We start from the raw sequence: 17,800 nt of genomic DNA, 5'->3' as shown, positions 1-17,800 counted from the left end.
AGGACCTGGCCGCCGACCCCGTTCTCGTGCCGGAGGCGCGTTACTCCGCGAGCTCCACGACGATCTCGACCTCGACCGGGGCGTCGAGCGGCAGGACCGCGACGCCGACGGCGCTGCGGGCATGGACGCCCGCCTCGCCGAAGACCTCCCCGAGGAGGTTGCTCGCACCGTTGACCACCCCGGGCTGACCGGTGAACGACGGGTCGCTCGCGACGAACCCGACGACCTTCACGACGCGGGCGACCTGGTCGAGGTTCCCCACGACGTCGTGCACGGCGGCGAGCGCGTTGAGCGCGCACTGGCGGGCCAGTGCCGCGGCGTCCGCGGGCGCGACGAGGCCCTCGCCGTCACCCACCTTGCCCGTCGCGGGCAGCGCGCCGTCCACGAACGGGAGCTGGCCCGACGTGTGGACGTACCGGCCCGAGCGCACCGCGGGCACGTAGGCGGCGACGGGCGCCGCCACCGGAGGGAGGGCGAGACCGAGCTCCGTCAGGCGCGCGGCGATCGTCCCGGCGGGAAAGCCCGCCACTACTTCTCACCGGTCGGGCGCTTGAGGTAGGCCACGAGGCCGTTGCCGTCGGGGCCCGTGACGACCTGGACGAGCTCCCAGCCGTCGGAGCCCCACTGGTCGAGGACGGCCTTGGTGTTGTGGATGATGAGGGGGATGGTCGCGTACTCCCACGTGGTTGCCATGGGGCGAGCGTAGTCGGCCGCCGCGGGCGCCACCCGCGCGCACCGGCGCGGGATGCTTACACAACCCGCACACCCGCGAGCCCCGGGATCCCGGGGCCCTCCCCGGGTCGCTCCCGTAGGGTTGTCACCATGGCTTCCCCTGTGCGTCCTCGCGGCCGGCAGATCAACGCGTACCAGCTCGTCGCCCTCTTCCTGGCGTTCGTGCTGGTCTCCGGTGTGGGCGGCGTGCTCGCCGCCGGGCTGCTCGTCCCGCTCGCCGCCGGTGCGAACACGGCGACCGACACCGCGGTCGAGGTCTTCGACGAGCTGCCGGCGGACCTCGAGCCCGGCCCGCTGTCCGAGCAGTCGCGCATCTACGCGAACGACGGCACGACGCGCCTCGCGACGTTCTACACCGAGAACCGCATCGTGGTGCCGCTGGACCAGGTCTCCGACGCGATGAAGAACGCGGTCATCGCGATCGAGGACAAGCGCTTCTGGGACCACGGCGGCGTCGACGTCGAAGGCCTCCCCCGCGCGGTCGTGAACAACATCACCGGTGGAGACACCCAGGGTGCCTCGACGCTCACGCAGCAGTACGTGAAGAACGTCCTCATCGAGCAGGCGGTCCGCGAGGACGACACCATGGCGCTCTACGAGGCCAACGAGAAGTCGCTCGGGCGCAAGGCGCGCGAAGCCAAGCTGGCCATCGCGCTCGAGAAGAAGATGACCAAGGAGGAGATCCTCCAGGGCTACCTCAACATCGCGCAGTTCGGCCGCTCGGTCTACGGCGTGGAGACGGCGGCGCGGCACTACTTCAACAAGAGCGCGATCGACCTGAACTTCGTCGAGGCCGCGACGATCGCGGGGATCACGAAGGCCCCGTCCACGTACGACCCGACGACGCAGCCGGAGAACGCCCAGAAGCGGCGCGACATCGTGCTCAACCAGATGTACCAGCAGGGGTACATCACGCGGGAGGAGTACGACTCGGGCCGCGCCCAGCCGATCGCCGACACCCTGGCCATCCAGCCGCTCGAGGCCGGCTGCCAGGCCGCGCAGGACGGCGCCGCGTTCTTCTGCGACTACGTCACGAAGATCATCATGTCCGACCCGGTGTTCGGCGAGACCAAGGAGGAGCGCCAGGCGCGGCTCTACCGCGGCGGTCTCGACATCTACACGACGCTCGACCCCGCGATGCAGAAGGCCGCGCAGCAGCACGCGTCGGCGGCGGTGCCGGCGGACGACCCGAGCAAGATCGAGGACGCGATCGTCACCGTGGAGCCGGGGACCGGCAAGATCCTCGCCATGGCGCAGAACCGCGCGTTCGACAACACGCAGGACCCGGCGCCGAACACGACGGCGGTGAACTACAGCGTCGACCAGGCTCACGGATCGTCGAACGGGTTCTCCCCGGGCTCGACGTGGAAGCCGTTCGTGCTCGCCGAATGGCTCAACCAGGGGCACTCGCTCTACGAGACGGTGAGCGCCACCAAGCGCACCTGGACCATCAACCGCGACTTCCACGCGAGCTGCAAGCGGCTCGGCACCGACCAGTGGACGCCGGCCAACTCCGACGGCCCCGGCAGCGGGTCCATGTCGGTCCTCAAGGCGACGTACAACTCGGTCAACACCGCGTACACGACGATGGCGAGCCAGCTCGACCTGTGCGGCATCGCGAACACGGCCAAGGCCGCCGGCTTCCAACCGTCGATGCTCAAGGACGAAGGGGTCGTGGACGTGCAGGCGTCGATGATCCTGGGTACCCAGAACTCGTCCCCGCTCCAGATGGCGGCGGCTTACGCGACGTTCGCGAGCGGCGGCACCTACTGCTCGCCCGTCGCGATCACCAAGGTCCTCGACTCCGACGGCAAGGAGCTGCCCGTGCCGTCCGCGGACTGCCAGCCCAACGCCATCGACCCCACGATCGCGAACACGGTCACGTACGCGCTGCAGCAGGTCCTCACGCAGGGCTCCGGGCGCGGCAACGGTCTTGCCGACGGGCGTCCCGCCGCCGGCAAGACCGGCACGGCGAACAACAACACGCACACGTGGTTCATCGGGTACACGCCGCAGGTCGTCACCGCGGTGTGGATCGGCAACGCCGAGAGCGACATCCCGATGAACATGCTCGACACGGGCCGCTGGTTCACGATCAACGGCAAGTCACGGTCCTTCTGGTACGGCTCGAGCCTGGCCGCCCCGACCTGGCGCGACTACATGAACCAGATCCTCGCCGGCAAGCCCGCCCCGGGCTTCGCCGACCCGGACTGGAAGCGCGTGAACGCCCCGGCCCCGCCGCCCTCTGCGCCCTCCAACCCGGACGACGGCGACGGCGACCAGGGCGGTGGCGGCGACCAGGGCGGCGGTGACCAGGGCGGCGGCGACGAGCCTGACGCCGACGCCGGCGGAGGGCGTGGCGACCGCGGTGACCGCGGGAACGGGGCCGGCCGCGACGACGTCGACCTCGGCGAGTGGTTCGACACCCTCGGCGGCGGAGGGAACGGCTGAGCGCCGTCGGCCGGCGCCGGGCCCTGCGCGGGCTCGGCGCGCTCGCCGCTGTCGGCGCGGCGGGCGTCGCGTACGCGCACGTCGAGACGAAGCTCTTCACGCTCCGCCGGGTGACCGTGCCCGTGCTGCCCGCCGGCACGCCCGAGCTGCGCGTGCTCCACGTCTCGGACCTCCACCTGGTCCCCAGCCAGCGCCGCAAGATCGAGTGGGTGCGCTCGCTCGCCGAGCTCGAGCCGGACCTCGTCGTCGACACGGGCGACAACCTCGCGCACGTCGACTCCCTCGACCCGCTGTTGCACGCGCTCGAGCCGCTGCTGTCGACGCCCGGCGCCTTCGTCATGGGGTCGAACGACTACTACGCACCCGTCCCCAAGAACCCCGCGCGCTACCTCCTGCCGGACGCGCGCGTGCCGTTCGCCCGCGAGGCCCGGCTGCTCCCGGCCGGCGAGCTGGCGGCGGCGATGCGTGACGCAGGGTGGGTCGACCTCACGAACCGTCGCGACGCCCTCGACGTCGGCGGGGTCCGCCTCGACCTCGTCGGCGTGGACGACCCCCACCTCGACCGGGACGTCTTCCCGGCTCCCTCCGCACCGCACGACCCCCGCACAGGCTCCGGGGCGCCGTCGAGCGACGGCCCGGTGCTCCGCGTCGGGGTGACCCACGCGCCGTACCGGCGCGTCCTGGACGCCATGCACGACGACGCCGCGGACCTGGTCCTCGCCGGCCACACCCACGGCGGGCAGCTCTGCGTGCCCGGGTTCGGCGCGCTCGTGACGAACTGCGACATCGACCGCCAGCGGGCCAAGGGACTGCACGGCTGGCCCGGCGCACGACCCGACGCACCCGGCGGCGAGGACTCGACGTGGCTGCACGTCTCCGCCGGGGCGGGCACCTCGCCGTACGCGCAGGTGCGGTTCGCCTGCCGACCCGAGGCGACGCTGCTCACCCTGACGGCGCGCTGAGCCGGCCCTCGCCCACGCGTGGGAGGGGCCGCCACCGGGTGTCGCGGGGGTCACGCGGATCGAGTTTCGTGGCACGGCACTTCGTCGGCTATTCTGGGCAGGCTTCCCGCGCGGAAGACGAGGTCTCCTCGTCGACCATCGCACGGACGAGCAACCGGGGTGTGGCGCAGCTTGGTAGCGCGCTTCGTTCGGGACGAAGAGGTCGCAGGTTCAAATCCTGTCACCCCGACCAGGCTGAAGGCCCGGAATCGCCACGATTCCGGGCCTTCGTCGTATGCCTGCACCATGCGCCCGCCGGGGTTCGGGGGTCGCGCCGCACGTCCTCAGGACCGGTCGGCGGCGAGACCGGTCGCGGTCCCGGCGGCGTCGCACGGCGGGTCGATCTCCACCCCCGCGGCCTCCGCCTCCCCCACCAGGAGGACGAGGGCGCGCTCCATCGCCGTCGGTCGCAGCTTGCCGACCTGGTGCCCGTGCGGGTGGTCGAAGAACGCGAGCAGGCACAGCAGGAGCGTGATGACGAGCGCGACGCTGCCCATGAGGAGACCCTGCGTCGCGGCACGCTCCGCCGAGTCGGCGAAGAACAGCAGGAAGACGAAGACGGTCCCGGAGACGACGAAGAGCACCAGCCACAGCGGGAGGGGGATCAGACCCTCCGCACCGTGCACGCGGGACTGGCGGGCGTCCTCGCGCGCCGCGGTCTGGTCCATCCACCGGTCGTAGGCGGACTGCTGGGTGTCCGACGCGGGGACGACGTCGCGGATCGTCCGGTAGAGCGCGACTCCCCACGGGTTCACCGCCTCGCCGAGCTCGCCGTCCGCCATCTGCTCCCACTCGTTCGCGACGACGTACCGGGCGTAGCAGACGAGCTCGCCGGAGAGCCGCGCCGCGTCGTCGGGGGCGAGGAACTGTGCGGTCTCGAGCTGCTGCACGACGATCCGCGCCTCCGACTCGGCGCCGCTCCGCGCCTCGTCGTACGACTCGAACGCGAGGAAGACGATGAAGCCCAGGAGCACCGAGAAGCCGGTGGCGACCACGCCGAAGACCCCGGACGCCCGGTCGCCGTCGCTGAACCGGCTCCCGGCGGGTGCGCGCCGCCGGACGAGCAGCATCGTCGCGACGGCCACCGCGACGACGAGGACGGTCACGATCGCGCCGACGACGATGCTCACGGCACCTCCTCCGCGGGTCCCGCCGCACGGCGGGTGCTGTCCTGGACAGCCTGCCCGTGGACACCGCGCGGGGTCGTCACGCGAAACGCATGAACGCCACCGCGGCGCGGCGTCGCGACCTGGCGTCCGCCCGTGCCCAGGAGCCTTGCCCAGGGGCCTGCCGGCACCCGCCGCCGCACCTCGCACGGCGCACGAGATCGCGCGAGACTGAGGCAGTCCGCCCGAGTCCCGGGCGCCCGAGTCACCGCGGAGGTCGCCATGAGCGCTGGTCGTCACGTCGTCGTCGGAGGAGGGCTCGCCGCGGCGAAGGCGGTCGAGACGCTGCGCGACGAGGGCTACGACGGTGGCCTGACCGTCGTCGCGCGCGAGCCGCACCGACCGTACGAGCGGCCGCCGCTGTCCAAGGACTACCTGCGCGGCGAGGCGGAGCGCGAGTCGGTGTTCCCCCTCTCCGCGGACTGGTACGACGAGCACGACGTCGAGCTCCTCACCGAGACGGAGGCGAGCGCCGTCGACCTCGCCGGTCGCAGCGTCGCTCTCTCCGACGGCCGGACGCTCCCGTACGAGAAGCTGCTCCTCGCGACCGGCTCGGACCCGCGCCGGATCCCGCTGCCTGGCCTCGACCTGGACGGTGTCCACGAGCTGCGCACGCTCGACGACAGCGACGCGCTCGCCACCGCGCTGCGCGCTGCCCACGACGGCGGCGCGGGGCGGCTCGCGATCGTCGGCGACGGCTGGATCGGGCTCGAGGTCGCGGCCTCCGCCCGCTCGTTCGGCCTCGACGTCACGGTGATCGGGCTCGGCACGCACCCCCTCGAACGGGTTCTGGGCCCGGAGATGGGCGAGCTGTACGGACAGGTCCACACCGACCACGGCGTCCACCTCCACCGCCGCGCCCAGGTCACGGGCATCTCGGGCGAGGGTCGCCGAGCGACCGGCGTCGACATCGCCGACGGGACGCACGTCGACGCCGACCTCGTGCTCGTCGCCGTCGGCGCGGTCCCGAACGTCGCGCTCGCCCGCGACGCGGGCCTCGCCCTCGACTCCGCGACGGGCGGCGTCGTCGCCTCCGCCACGCTCCAGACCACCGACCCCGACGTCTTCGTCGCCGGCGACATCGCGAGCGTGCCGACCGCACGCTACGGGCGGTCGGTGCGCGTCGAGCACTGGGCGACCGCGCTCAACCAGGGCCCGCACGCCGCGCGTGCGATGCTCGGCGCGACCGACCCCTACCCCGAGCTGCCCTACTTCTTCTCCGACCAGTACGACGTCGGCATGGAGTACCTCGGCTTCGTCGCCGGGCCCGATGCCTACGACGAGGTCGTGGTCTCCGGCTCCGTCCCCGACCGCGAGCTCGTCGCGTTCTGGGTCAAGGACGGCCGCGTCGAGGCCGGCATGGCCGTCAACGTGTGGGACCGCATGGAGGACGTCAAGGCGCTGATCCACCGCGACGCCGTCGACCGCGCCGAGCTGGAGTCGTTCGTCGCCTGAACGAGAGAGCCGTCTGACCCGCCGAGGTAGAGCCGTGGTCGGCCGACCACGGCTCTACCTCGCGCGACCACGCGCTACCTCGCGGGCCAGGGCCCCTACCTCGGCGTCAGGGGAGGTCGCGCTGATCCGGGCCTACGTACTCGCTGAGCGGGCGGATGAGGGCATTGGCAGCGCGCTGCTCCATGACGTGCGCAGTCCAGCCGACCACGCGCGACGCGACGAACAGCGGGGTGAAGATCTGCGTGTCGAAGCCCATGAGGTGGTACGCGGGGCCGGCCGGGTAGTCGAGGTTCGGCAGGATGTTCTTGCGCTCGGTCATCGCGGTCTCGAGAGCGACGTAGAGGTCGAGGAGGTCCTGGCGGCCGTAGTGCACGACGAGGTCGTCGAGCGTCGCGCGCATGGTCGGGACGCGCGAGTCACCGTGCTTGTAGACGCGGTGACCGAATCCCATGATCTTGCGCTTGTGCGCGAGCGCGTCGTCGAGCCACGCCTCGGCACGGTCAGCGGACCCGATCTCGGCGAACGTCGCCATGACAGCCTCGTTCGCGCCCCCGTGGAGCGGGCCCTTGAGCGCGCCGACGGCGCCGGTCACGGCGGAGTGCAGGTCCGACAGCGTCGACGTGATGACGCGCGCGGTGAAGGTCGAGGCGTTGAACGAGTGCTCGGCGTACAGCACCATCGAGACCTCGAACGCGCGCACGACGGCGGTCTCGGGGACCTCGCCGAACGTCATCCACAGGAAGTTCTCGGCGTAGGTCAGGTCGTCGCGCGGCTCGACGATCTGCTGGCCCCGTCGACGGCGCTGGTCGAGCGCGACGGCGGCGGGCAGCACGGCCCACAGGCGGACCGCCTTGGCCTGCTCGGCCTCGGGCGACGAGTCCTCGGCGTCCGGGTCGTGCGCGCCGAGCTGCGAGATCGCGGTGCGGACGACGTCCATGGGGTGGCACGTCGTCGGGAGCTCGAGGATCGCGTTGCGTACGTTCCCGGGCAGGGCGCGGTGCTCGCGCTCGACGGCGGTCTGCTCGGCGAGCTGCTCGGGCGTGGGGAGCTCGCCGTGCCACAGGAGGTACGCGACCTCCTCGAAGCTGCGGCGCGCGGCGAGGTCCTGCACCGGGTAGCCGCGGTAGAGGAGCGAGTTCGTGTCGGGGTTGACCTTGGAGATCGCGGTGACGTCGACGACGACGCCCGCGAGCCCCTTGCGGATCTCGGGTCCCTCGGCGGTGGTCGGGGAGGTGGTCATGCGGTCACTCCTTCGTGCTGCACGGGTCGCGGGGAGATGCCGGTGCCGCGGCCCACGGGCGCGCGGCACCGGCGGGGTCGTCAGGGCCGGTAGGTGAAGATGCCCTCGTCGAACGTGTTGTAGGCGGCGTAGTCGAGCAGCTCGTAGAGGCGGGCGCGCGTCTGCATGCCCTCGACCTGCCCCGCCTGGGTGCCGGTCGCGGCGATCTCGTCGAGCGCGCGCTCGGTGGCGCCCATCGCGACCCGCAGGAGCGTGACGGGGTAGATGATCAGCCGCACGCCGGCGTCGCCGAGCTGGCGGCGGGTGAAGAGCTCGGACTTGCCGAACTCGGTCATGTTGGCGAGCACGGGCACGTCCACGGCCGACGCGACGGCCTCGAACTCCGAGAGGTCCTTCATGGCCTCGGGGAAGATCGCGTCGGCACCCGCGTCGACGAGCGCCTTCGCGCGGTCGATCGCGGCCCGCAGCCCGGCGTCACCGGGGATGGTGCCGCGGACGTCGGTGCGCGCCATGATCAGGAAGCCGGGGTCGCGCCGCGCGTCGGCGGCCGCACGGACGCGCTTGGCCGCCTCGTCGAGCCCGACGACCTCCTTGCCGTCGAGGTGACCGCACCGCTTGGGGTTGACCTGGTCCTCGACGTGCGCGCCCGCGACGCCCGCGTCCTCGAGCGTCTGGACCGTGCGCGCGACGTTCATGGGCTCGCCGAACCCGGTGTCGGCGTCGACGAGCGCGGGCAGGTCGGTGACGCGCGCGATCTGCTGCGAGCGCCCCGCGACCTCGGTGAGGGTCGTGAGGCCGATGTCGGGCAGGCCGAGGTCCGCCGAGAGCACGGCCCCCGACACGTACACGCCGTCGAAGCCCTTGTCCTGGATCAGGCGCGCGGACAGCGGGTTGAACGCGCCCGGGAGCCGCAGCGGATCTCCCGTGGTCGCCGCGGCGTCGAGCGCCGCGCGGAACGCGCGCCGCTTGTCCGACGACGTCACCTGGCTGTACAGCATCAGCGGGCCTCTCCCTCGGTCGCAGGCTCGTCCGCCTCGTGCATGGTGAAGCCCTCGCCCTCGAACTCGGCCGGCGCCTCGCCGGCGTCGTCACGCCCCAGCTCGAACAGGCCGGTCGGGGTCGGGACGGAGTCGAGGAGCCCGGGGCGCCCGACGATCGTCAGCTCGCGCACCTCCGCGGGCGTGAGCTCCGGGAGCCGCTGCGCGAGGTCGAGGAAGCGCTCGATCTCGGCGTCCTCGAGGACGCCCGCGGCGAGCGTGCGGAACTTCTTGACGTACTGCTCGCGCCCGAACGGCCGCGCGCCGAGCGGGTGCGCGTCGGCGACGGCGATCTCGCGGACGAGGCGGCCGCCGTCGGCCAGCTCGATCTCTACGCGCCCGCCGAACGCCTTCTCGGCCGGGTCGGTCGAGTGGTAGCGGCGCGTCCACTCGGGGTCCTCGGCGGTCGTGACCTTGGCCCACAGCGCGACGGTGTCGGGGCGGCCGGCGCGCTCGGGCGTGTACGAGTCGACGTGGTGCCAGCCGCCGTCCTGCAGCGCGACCGCGAAGATGTAGGGGATCGAGTGGTCGAGCGTCTCGCGCGACGCCGTCGGGTCGTACTTCTGCGGGTCGTTCGCGCCGGAGCCGATGACGTAGTGGGTGTGGTGGCTCGTGTGGATGACGATCGACGTGACGTTCTCGGGGTCGGCGAGCCACGGGTGCTCGTCGTGCAGCGCGCGGGCGAGGTCGATGAGCGCCTGCGACTGGTACTCCGCGGAGTGCTCCTTGGTGTACGTGTCGAGGATCGCGGTCTTGGGCTCGCCCGGTGCGGGGAGCACGACGTCGTACGCCGCGTCCGGGCCGTCGAGCAGCCACGCGACGACGCCGTCCTCACCCTCGTAGATCGGCTCGGGCGACGTCTGCCCCCGCATCGCCCGGTCGACGGCCTCGACCGCGACCTTGCCCGCGAACGCCGGGGCGTGCGCCTTCCACGTGGAGATCTGGCCCTTGCGGGACTGGCGCGTGGCCGTCGTCGTGTGCAGGGCCTGGCCGATCGCCTGGAACACCGTCTCGGTGTCGAGGCCGAGGAGCGTCCCGATGCCCGCGGCGGCCGACGGCCCGAGGTGCGCGACGTGGTCGATCTTGTGCCGGTGCAGGCTGATCGCGCGCACGAGGTCGACCTGGATCTCGTAGCCGGTCGCGATCGCCCGCACGACCGCGGCGCCGTCGGACCCGGCGTGCTGCGCGACGGCGAGGATCGGCGGGATGTTGTCGCCCGGGTGGGAGTACTCGGCGGCGAGGAACGTGTCGTGGAAGTCGAGCTCGCGCACCGCGACGCCGTTCGCCCACGCCGCCCACTCGGGGCTCGTGCCGGTGGTGAGGCCGCAGCCGAACACCGTCGCGCCCGGCGTGTACGGGTGCGCGAGCGCCTGGCCGCGCGCCGCGACCGCGGGGCCGCGCGTCAGACTCGCCGCCGCGACGGCCGCGTTGTCGATGACGCGGTTGATCACCATGTCGACGACCTCGGGCGTGACCTCGACCGGGTCCGTCGCGAGCTCGGCGAGCTTCCACGCGAGCTGGTCGGTGCGGTCGAGCGGCTCCGCGCTGGGGTAGACGCGCAGGTGGTGGGTGTACGGCATCGGTGTCTCCGTCGTGCGGTGGGCGGTGGTCAGGGGAGGTCGTCGGCCGCCGACCCCACGCCGCGCAGGGACTGCTCGGCGAGGGCCGCGCTGCGCTCGATGTGGGCACGCATCGCGGCCTCGGCCGCGGCGGGGTCGCGGCTCGCGATCGCGTCCGCGACGGCGCGGTGCTCGTCGACGTGGTCGGTGGTGCCGACGCGGCGGCGTGCGGCGAGCGCGCGGTACCGGTCGACGTGGCCGCGGATCTGGCGCAGGAGCGCCGACCCCCAGCGGTTGTCGGCGAGCGCCTCGATCTCGCCGTGGAACTGTGCGCCGACGCGCAGCACCTCGTCCTCGTGGTCGCGCACGGCGTCCATGAGGGTCACGAGCCGGACGAGGCGCGCGACGTCGTCGGGCGTGGCGCGCTCGCACGCGTCCCGGGCGAGCAGCCCTTCGAGGCGGGCGCGCACGTCGTAGACGCGACGTGCGTCCGCGAGGTCGAGCGGCGCGACGCGCACTCCCCCCGTGGGCAGCTCGACGACGAGCGCCTCCGCCTGGAGCAGGCGCAGCGCCTCGCGCACCGGGGTCCGGGAGACGCCGAGCTCGGCGGACAGCACGGGCTCGGTGAGGCGGGCGTCGGGCGCGAGCGAGCCGTCGATGATGCGGCCGCGGAGGAGGTCGTAGACCGCGCGGGCGCCGGACTGACGGCGCGCGAGGCCCGCGTCGCCGGGGGCCGTCGCGGCCTGCCCGACGGCGGCGCGCAGGTCGGGCGTCGTCGTCACCCGGCCATCGTGCCACACGGACTGCGCACTTGTATACAAGTGTCGGTCGCGGGTGAGCGTGTCACATCCCGGGGCGCTGCGGCGTCGTACGGGCATGAGGATCGCAGTGACAGGTGGGACAGGGACGATCGGCCGGCACGTCGTCGCGGAGCTGACCGCGCGGGGGCACGAGGTGCGCGCGCTGAGCCGGCACGCGGAGCACTACCCGGTCGACCTCACGACGGGCGTCGGCCTGGCCGCCGCGCTCGCCGGGGTGGACGTCGTGGTGGACGCGAGCAACGCGGCGTCGTCCACGGCGACCTCGCGGGCGACGCTCGTCGACGGGACGCGCCGGCTGCTCGCGGCCGAGCGCGACGCCGGGGTGCGGCACCACGTGCTCGTCTCGATCGTGGGATGCCACGATGTGCCGATGGCCTACTACGGCGTGAAGGTCGAGCAGGAGCGGGCGGTCGCGGCCGGCGACGTCCCGTGGACGGTCGTCGCGGTGACGCAGTTCCACGAGTTCGTCGCCGGGACGCTCGCGGGCGCCGCGCGGCGCGGTGTCGTCCCGCTGCTGCGCGTCCCGGTCCAGCCCGTCGCGGCGCGGGACGCGGGCTCGGCCGTCGCCGACGCCGCGGGGCGCGAGCCGCTCCGCTCGACCACGACCGTCGCCGGGCCCGAGGTGCTCGACCTGCGGGACGTGGCGCGCGCCTGGCGTGCGGCCACCGGCTCCCGGGCGCTCCCCGTACGGGTGCCGCTGCCCGGGCGTCTCGGGCGCGCACTGCGCGCGGGCGGCCTCACGGACCCGCACCCGGACGCGCGCGGCACGACGACGTTCGCCGGCTGGCTCGCCGCGCAGCGCTCCACGGCGCCGGCCGCGCGATGAGCACCGACGACCTCGCGCACGCCTTCGAGGCCGAGCGCCCGCGCCTCCTGCGCCTCGCCTACGCGACCACGGGATCGTGGTCGGACGCCGAGGACTGCGTGCAGGACGCGTGGCTGCGCCTGCGCACCCAGGACCCCGCGTCGATCCGCAACCTCGCGGCGTGGCTCACGACGACGGTCGGCCGCCTCGCGCTCGACGTGCTCGGCAGCGCGCGCGTGCGGCGCGAGCGCTACGTCGGGACGTGGCTGCCCGAGCCCGTCGTCACCGCGCCCGGCGCGCGGTCCCCGGTCGCGTCGTCCGCCGCGACCGCGCGGGACGCCGCCGATCCCGCCGACCGCGCCACGCTCGACGAGGAGGTGAGCATGGCGCTGCTCGTCGTGCTCGAGCGCCTCTCCCCCGCGCAGCGCGTCGCGTTCGTGCTGCACGACGTCTTCGGGCTGCCGTTCGAGGAGGTGGGCGACGTCGTCGGGCGCTCCCCCGCGGCGGTGCGCCAGCTCGCGTCACGCGCCCGGAAGGACGTCGAGGCGGGACGGCCGCGCGGCCGGACGTCGCGCGCCGAGCAGGAGCGCGTCGTCGAGGCGTTCGTCGCGGCGTGCGCGGGCGACGACCTGCCGACGCTGCTCGGCCTGCTCGACCCCGACGTGATGCTCCGAGGCGACGGCGGCGGCAAGGTCCGCGCGCTGCGGCACCCGGTCCAGGGGGCACAGAGCGTCGGGGAGGTCCTGCTCTCCTACCTCCGCAACCGGCCGCGCGGCGCCGGGGCGGTCGACGTCAACGGCAGCCCGGGGCTCGCGCTCGTCGACGGCTCGGGGGTGCTCACGGTCTTGGCCTTCACGCTCGCGGACGGCCGCATCGTGGCGCTCGACATCGTGCGGAACCCGGACAAGCTGAGCACGGTGCCGCCGGGCCTGCTCGACGACGCCGGTCCGTGGTGGCCCTGACGGGCTACGGCCGGTAGTCGCCGGCCGGCCAAGCGCCGTAGCCGTCGAGGTGCTCGTCGGCGTCGCGCACGTAGTCGTCGACCGGCGTCATGCGCTCGGCCATCTCGAAGTGCCAGTCGACCAGCTCGCCGAGGGGGACGGTGGTGCGCGACGACCGCGCGACGTCGCGCCCCTCCTCCGACCACAACGGCGGGTAGAGGCTCAGCCCTTCGTCGAGGCGGACCGCCCCGATCTCGTCGTACCAGCCGGGCCACCGGACGGAGGCGTAGAACTCCGTCGTCCCGCCGCTCACCGCCCACTCGAGGAACGCGGCCTGGCCGAAGCCCAGGTCGACCCACGTGAGCGAGTCGGGCGCGAAGTAGTTGACGTTGCCGAGCTGGCCCGGGAGGCCGCCGCCGTTGATCGCGAACGTGCCGCCGAGCACGTCGTACGCGACGACCAGGACCGACGGCGCGACGCTGTCGTCACCCGGCTCGCCGAGCCCGTTGACGGTCGCGAGGTCGGGCAGCCCGGCCCCGCCCCCACCGATGATCCGCAGCCACCCGCCGTCGACGAGCACCCCGCCGGTGTGCAGCGCGAGCGCGCCCAGCGTCGAGCGGACGGTGACCTGGAGCCGGAAGAGGACCTCGAGCGACCACGCCGGGGCCGGCACGACCTCCACGCCACCGCGCCCGAGCATGCGGGAGAGCGTCGGCCAGGCGGGGTCGTCGACCGCCGCCAGCTCCGCTGCCGTCCTCACTGTCATGGCCGGATCATGCCAGATGTTGCCGGTAACCAGGAGTCCTGCTATGGAGCGGCGCCCGGCAGGTCCCCCGATGGGCTGAAAGACCGATTCGGAAGGGCTCCTGCGGCACGACCGACCACCGATCGTTCGGGCCGTCACGGTCTGGGTGTGAAGACTCGGCGGCGAGCCCGCGCAGACCGCGTCCGCGCGGTCACGCCGGGGTGTCCCTGTGGGTAGCGTCTCGGCCGTGGACGACGAGCGCACCGTACCGACGGCGGACGGCACCCACGGACCTCGACCCGCGAGCGCACGCCGGGTCCCGCGGGGCGCGGTCGCCGTCGTCGCGTCGGTCGCCGGCGTGGGCCTCGCGGTCGTCGCCTCGCTCCTCGCGCCCGCGGTCCTCGACACCGCCGTGACCGACGGCCCGGCCGCGCTCCCGTCGTCGCCACCGGACGGGTCGACGGCGACGTCGCCCAGGGCGGGCGATCCGGGACAGGGGACGGAGGACATGATCGCGCTCCTCCTCGCCCTGCCGGGCGTCGAGGACGTGCAGACGAACGGGCGGGTGGGCACGTCGGCCGAGATCACGCTCGTGACTCCGCTCCCGGACCCCGAGGTCGCGCAGCGCACCGCCAGGGACGCGAGCGCGATCGTCGCGGCCGTGCCCGGGGGCGGCGCGTGGTCGCTCCGCGTCGAGGGCACGGGCACCGGCGGCGGGACGCTCGCCGTCGAGCACGGCCCGGGAGCGGCCACCGTCCCCGGCGTCGACCCGGCCACCGGGGAGCCGCGCCCCGACCTCCTCGGGGCCGACCCGGTCGCCGACGCCGTGCGCCTCGTCGCCCACGACTCCGTGCGGCGCGTGTACCTCGCCCCGGGCGCCGCCTCGGTCGACGTCCGCTCGGCCGACGACCTCGTCCCCGTCGCCGGGCTCGTGCGCGCCGAGGGCCGCGGGCTGACGAGCCTCGGCGTCGACGGCTCCGGTGTCGGCACCTACGACGGCGACGGGCTGACCGTCCCCGACGACGCCCTGCTCACGCTCCTGGCCGACGTCGCGGCGGAGCCCGGCGTGACGCAGGTCGTGCACGACGCCGTCCGCGACACGTTCCCGCAGGACCCCCTGCTCACGGTGGTCACCTCGGGCGACGCGGCCGTGGTCGCGCGCGTGCTCGACGGCGCGGCCTACCCGGGCCCCGTGCTCGCGTACCAGGTCCACGGCGCGACCGACGGCGGCGCGTCCGCGACGCGCTCCGGGTTCGTCGCGGGGGTCGCCCCGACGGCCGGGACCCACCCTGCGGGCGCGTGCGCGCCCGGCGACCTCGCGCTCGGGGCACTGGGGTTCGACGCCGCGGCGGGGCGCCGCTTCCTCACCGTCACGGCGCGCAACGACAGCACCGCGGAGTGCGTCCTCGCCGGCGCGCCCGCGGTCCGCTTCGTCGCCGACGGCGGCTCGGAGACGGACGTGCTCCTCGAGCCGGACGACGACGGCCTCGCTCCGCTCACGCTCGCACCCGGCGCCACCGCCTGGGCCGCGCTCTCGTGGCGCGGCGGGTCGACGGCCGACGACCCGCCGCTCGTCACGACGCTGCTCGTGGCCCCGCACCCGGGCGACCCAGAGTCGGTCGTCGGGCTCGCGGGGATCCCCGGCGTCGGCGACGGCCTCGACCTGCTCGGCGGCGGGACCGCGACGATCGGGTCGTGGGCACCTGCCCGGACGGGGTGACGAGCTCGCGGGCTGCGGGGCATCAGCTCAGGCACTCCCGAACCATCTGGCTCTCCGACTGCACACCGTCGACGACCGACAACCGGTCGACCGCGCCTCGCCAGTGGTCCGTCCACGTGCCGTCGCGCTGCGCCCGACCGACCTGGAGAGCACCGCTCGACGGCCAGCCCGGGCTCGAGGTCGCGACGGTTCCCGCGAGCGTCGTCTCGCCAGCACCCGGGTCGTCCACCGAGCCGATCTCGCAGACGTAGAGGCGCAGCTCACCCGCGGCGGTATCCCGCACGCCCGTCAGCCGAACCCACGACCCGGGCTTCACGTCGACGCCGGAGAACGCGATGGTCGACGCCGAGCCGTCGGCGTCGCTGTCCGCCGTCCAGAACGCCCAGCACGTGCCGGACGCCGTCCCGCACGCGGCGTCGTGCCGCACGCCCAGGGAGAACGCGCTCGCCCGGTCCCCCACCTGGCTCACGGCGGCACGCGTCGCCCCGGTCGCGTCGGCCCGCACAGTCGCCCCCACGGAGAAGGCACCGCCCGTCGGCGCCACGGGCGTCGCGGACCAGGCGGCGGACGCGTCGTCGGCGATCACGAGCGCGCCGTCCGACGGGTCGATCTCGAAGTCCGCGAGGTACCCGCGACCCCACATGCCGTCATGCGCGAGGGTGAGCGAGCGGCTGCCCGAGGCGTCTCGCGCCTCCGGCCCCGAGCCCTCGGAGAACGCCCAGCGCACCGGCGCCGCGCTCGCCACGGAGAACCGGTAGAGGCGCACCGGGCCCGTTCCCCCGGCAGCGTCGACCGCCTGCGCGGAGATCCGGTGGCTTCCGCTCGTCGTCGGCGTGAACTCGACCCGCTCGCCCGGCACCGTCGAACGGTCGAGCGCTTCCGAGTCGAACGAGTAGCGGATCGCCACGACCCCCGGCTCGTCGGTGGACAGCACGAACGCGCCGCGCACGCCGACACCGCCGGTCGTCGCACCCTCCCGGTAGACCGCGGGCTCACCCTCGACGGGCGTGATCACTGGCTCCAGCTCGGGCCGCACGAGGTCGGCGACGAACTCGCACCTGCTCGCCTCGCTCCAGGCCCCGCCGTCCGCCGTGGCCGCCCGTGCCTCCCACGAGTACACGCCGTCGTGCTGCAGCAGACCCGACGGCACCACCACCGCCGCGACCGTCCCCGTGGACTGGGGCAGCGTCTCCGCCGTCCACAGCTCGGCGCCCGTCGCGACGTCCTGCAGGGCGAACCGAGCCAGGAGCGCCCCGGACCCCCCGCCGGAGAGCTCTGCCCGGAGCGTCGGAGTGCTCGACCGCACGGTCGGTCGGCCATCGCCCGTCACGCACGCGCTCTCGGGGTCCGCGGTCCCGAGCGCGGTCGCGGTCGCTCCGGCCGCAGGTGCGAGCTCGAGCTCGAGCGCCGCCTCCGCACCGAGCACGGCCAGCCCGGACCGTGCGCCGGAGAGGCCGAGCGCGACGGGACCGCCGGACGCGACCGCCTCCACGACGGGCGCGGTGACGTCCCAGGACACCACGCCCCAACGGTCGCAGCGTGCGGACGAGGTCGCCGAAGCCACAGTGGGTCCCCACGTCGAGGCATGGTTCGCCCACACGCTCGACCGGACCACCGCGCCCACCACGTGCGCCGTGACCGGGCTCGTCCGGCACTGCGCGCCCTGCACGCCGGACGTCGTCAAGGTCGCGCGAGAGACCGTCGCGCCCACGGGCACGGCCGATGCGACGGCGTCGGTGAAGTCCCACGCGACACGCGACTCGCCCAGAACCGTGCAGAGGAGACCGGAGGCGCACCCTCCGACGACCTGCGGGCCCTCGAAGGCGAATCCGGATGCCGACCGCGGGAGCGCCGACCGCAGCACGGTCCGTGGGACACCGTCACCGTCGAGGACGAGGGGTGCACCAGCCTCGGCGGCCCCGGTGCTCGGTACCGGTACGGCACTCGCCGTCGTCGCACCGGCGGTCAGGCCCGTGAGGGCCAGCACCACGCTCAGCAGCACGGCCGTCGTCCCGCGCGTCGTTCGTCTCACGTCTCCCCCGATCATCCCGCTCGCCGTTCCTCGGCGAGGTACCCGCGTGGCCCTGGGTCGTCCTCGACCAGGTCCTCGCGCGGCGGCTGGCGGAA

At 74.0% G+C, this 17,800-nt stretch carries 14 protein-coding genes, 1 tRNA gene and 1 pseudogene; 7 read left to right on the top strand and 9 right to left on the bottom strand.

All coding sequences use genetic code 11. The annotated features are described in order from the left end of the window. Positions 1–40: 40 nt before the first annotated feature. On the bottom strand, positions 41–529 hold the full coding sequence (locus A0J59_RS17820) for a RidA family protein (RefSeq protein ID WP_197088769.1): 489 nt from the start codon (positions 527–529) through the stop codon (positions 41–43). After that, positions 529–693, bottom strand: coding sequence for a hypothetical protein (locus A0J59_RS21860; protein WP_021481786.1), 165 nt, complete (start codon positions 691–693; stop codon positions 529–531). Before A0J59_RS21860 ends, A0J59_RS17820 begins: the two co-directional genes overlap by 1 nt. Before the next feature lie 129 nt (positions 694–822). On the opposite strand from A0J59_RS21860, the gene A0J59_RS17810 reads away from it, so the two are divergent. The 3 genes from A0J59_RS17810 to A0J59_RS17800 all read left to right on the top strand — a co-directional run bounded on the left by A0J59_RS17810 (position 823) and on the right by A0J59_RS17800 (position 4,377). After that, positions 823–3,183 carry a transglycosylase domain-containing protein gene (locus A0J59_RS17810; RefSeq protein WP_047232251.1) on the top strand — a complete coding sequence of 787 codons (2,361 nt, stop codon included), beginning with the start codon at positions 823–825 and terminating at the stop codon, positions 3,181–3,183. Continuing rightward, positions 3,147–4,145, top strand: a complete 999-nt coding sequence (locus tag A0J59_RS17805; protein WP_255365322.1) for a metallophosphoesterase — start codon at positions 3,147–3,149, stop codon at positions 4,143–4,145. Before A0J59_RS17810 ends, A0J59_RS17805 begins: the two co-directional genes overlap by 37 nt. A 155-nt stretch (positions 4,146–4,300) precedes the next feature. Next, positions 4,301–4,377 (top strand) — tRNA-Pro (locus tag A0J59_RS17800). A gap of 91 nt (positions 4,378–4,468) precedes the next feature. On the opposite strand, the gene A0J59_RS17795 is transcribed toward A0J59_RS17800, so the two are convergent. After that, positions 4,469–5,314, bottom strand: coding sequence for a DUF4239 domain-containing protein (locus A0J59_RS17795; RefSeq protein WP_064316984.1), 846 nt, complete (start codon positions 5,312–5,314; stop codon positions 4,469–4,471). Between the two features lie 258 nt (positions 5,315–5,572). On the opposite strand from A0J59_RS17795, the gene A0J59_RS17790 reads away from it, so the two are divergent. Continuing rightward, positions 5,573–6,805 carry an NAD(P)/FAD-dependent oxidoreductase gene (locus A0J59_RS17790; protein WP_064316983.1) on the top strand — a complete coding sequence of 411 codons (1,233 nt, stop codon included), beginning with the start codon at positions 5,573–5,575 and terminating at the stop codon, positions 6,803–6,805. 106 nt (positions 6,806–6,911) lie between these two features. On the opposite strand, the gene A0J59_RS17785 is transcribed toward A0J59_RS17790, so the two are convergent. The 4 genes and pseudogenes from A0J59_RS17785 to A0J59_RS17770 form a co-directional block, all read right to left on the bottom strand. Beyond that, entirely contained in the window at positions 6,912–8,045 is a 1,134-nt protein-coding gene (locus tag A0J59_RS17785) for a bifunctional 2-methylcitrate synthase/citrate synthase (protein WP_064316982.1), read from the bottom strand. Positions 8,046–8,125: 80 nt separating this feature from the next. Further along, positions 8,126–9,043 carry a methylisocitrate lyase gene (prpB, locus tag A0J59_RS17780; protein ID WP_064316981.1) on the bottom strand — a complete coding sequence of 306 codons (918 nt, stop codon included), beginning with the start codon at positions 9,041–9,043 and terminating at the stop codon, positions 8,126–8,128. A gap of 104 nt (positions 9,044–9,147) precedes the next feature. After that, positions 9,148–10,662, bottom strand: a pseudogene (locus tag A0J59_RS17775) (MmgE/PrpD family protein); the annotation flags it as partial. A 29-nt stretch (positions 10,663–10,691) separates the two neighbouring features. Beyond that, the gene (locus tag A0J59_RS17770; RefSeq protein WP_064316980.1) at positions 10,692–11,423 is read right to left on the bottom strand and encodes a GntR family transcriptional regulator; all 732 of its coding nucleotides are present in this window, start codon (positions 11,421–11,423) and stop codon (positions 10,692–10,694) included. A gap of 106 nt (positions 11,424–11,529) precedes the next feature. Between A0J59_RS17770 and A0J59_RS17765 the strand changes: the two genes are divergently transcribed. Both A0J59_RS17765 and sigJ read left to right on the top strand, forming a co-directional pair. Continuing rightward, positions 11,530–12,288 carry an SDR family oxidoreductase gene (locus A0J59_RS17765; protein WP_220084514.1) on the top strand — a complete coding sequence of 253 codons (759 nt, stop codon included), beginning with the start codon at positions 11,530–11,532 and terminating at the stop codon, positions 12,286–12,288. Beyond that, a complete protein-coding gene (gene sigJ / locus A0J59_RS17760) occupies positions 12,285–13,229 on the top strand; it encodes an RNA polymerase sigma factor SigJ (protein WP_064316978.1) in 945 nt (314 codons plus the stop codon). Before A0J59_RS17765 ends, sigJ begins: the two co-directional genes overlap by 4 nt. A 4-nt stretch (positions 13,230–13,233) precedes the next feature. Here sigJ and A0J59_RS17755 read toward each other — a convergent pair whose 3' ends face one another. Further along, entirely contained in the window at positions 13,234–13,974 is a 741-nt protein-coding gene (locus tag A0J59_RS17755) for a DUF2625 family protein (RefSeq protein ID WP_082919154.1), read from the bottom strand. A gap of 226 nt (positions 13,975–14,200) precedes the next feature. Here A0J59_RS17755 and A0J59_RS17750 point away from each other — a divergent pair, with 226 nt between their 5' ends. Beyond that, positions 14,201–15,673: a DUF4232 domain-containing protein gene (locus A0J59_RS17750; protein ID WP_064316976.1), complete on the top strand. Its 1,473-nt coding sequence runs from the start codon at positions 14,201–14,203 to the stop codon at positions 15,671–15,673. Positions 15,674–15,695: 22 nt separating this feature from the next. Here A0J59_RS17750 and A0J59_RS17745 read toward each other — a convergent pair whose 3' ends face one another. Continuing rightward, positions 15,696–17,195, bottom strand: coding sequence for a LamG-like jellyroll fold domain-containing protein (locus tag A0J59_RS17745; RefSeq protein ID WP_156533141.1), 1,500 nt, complete (start codon positions 17,193–17,195; stop codon positions 15,696–15,698). Between the last annotated feature and the right edge of the window lie 605 nt (positions 17,196–17,800).

Source organism: Cellulosimicrobium sp. I38E (assembly GCF_001647255.1).
Lineage (GTDB): Bacteria > Actinomycetota > Actinomycetes > Actinomycetales > Cellulomonadaceae > Cellulosimicrobium > Cellulosimicrobium cellulans_E.
Note: the sequence above shows the minus strand (reverse complement) of the source record. Positions and strands in the feature narration are given on the sequence as shown.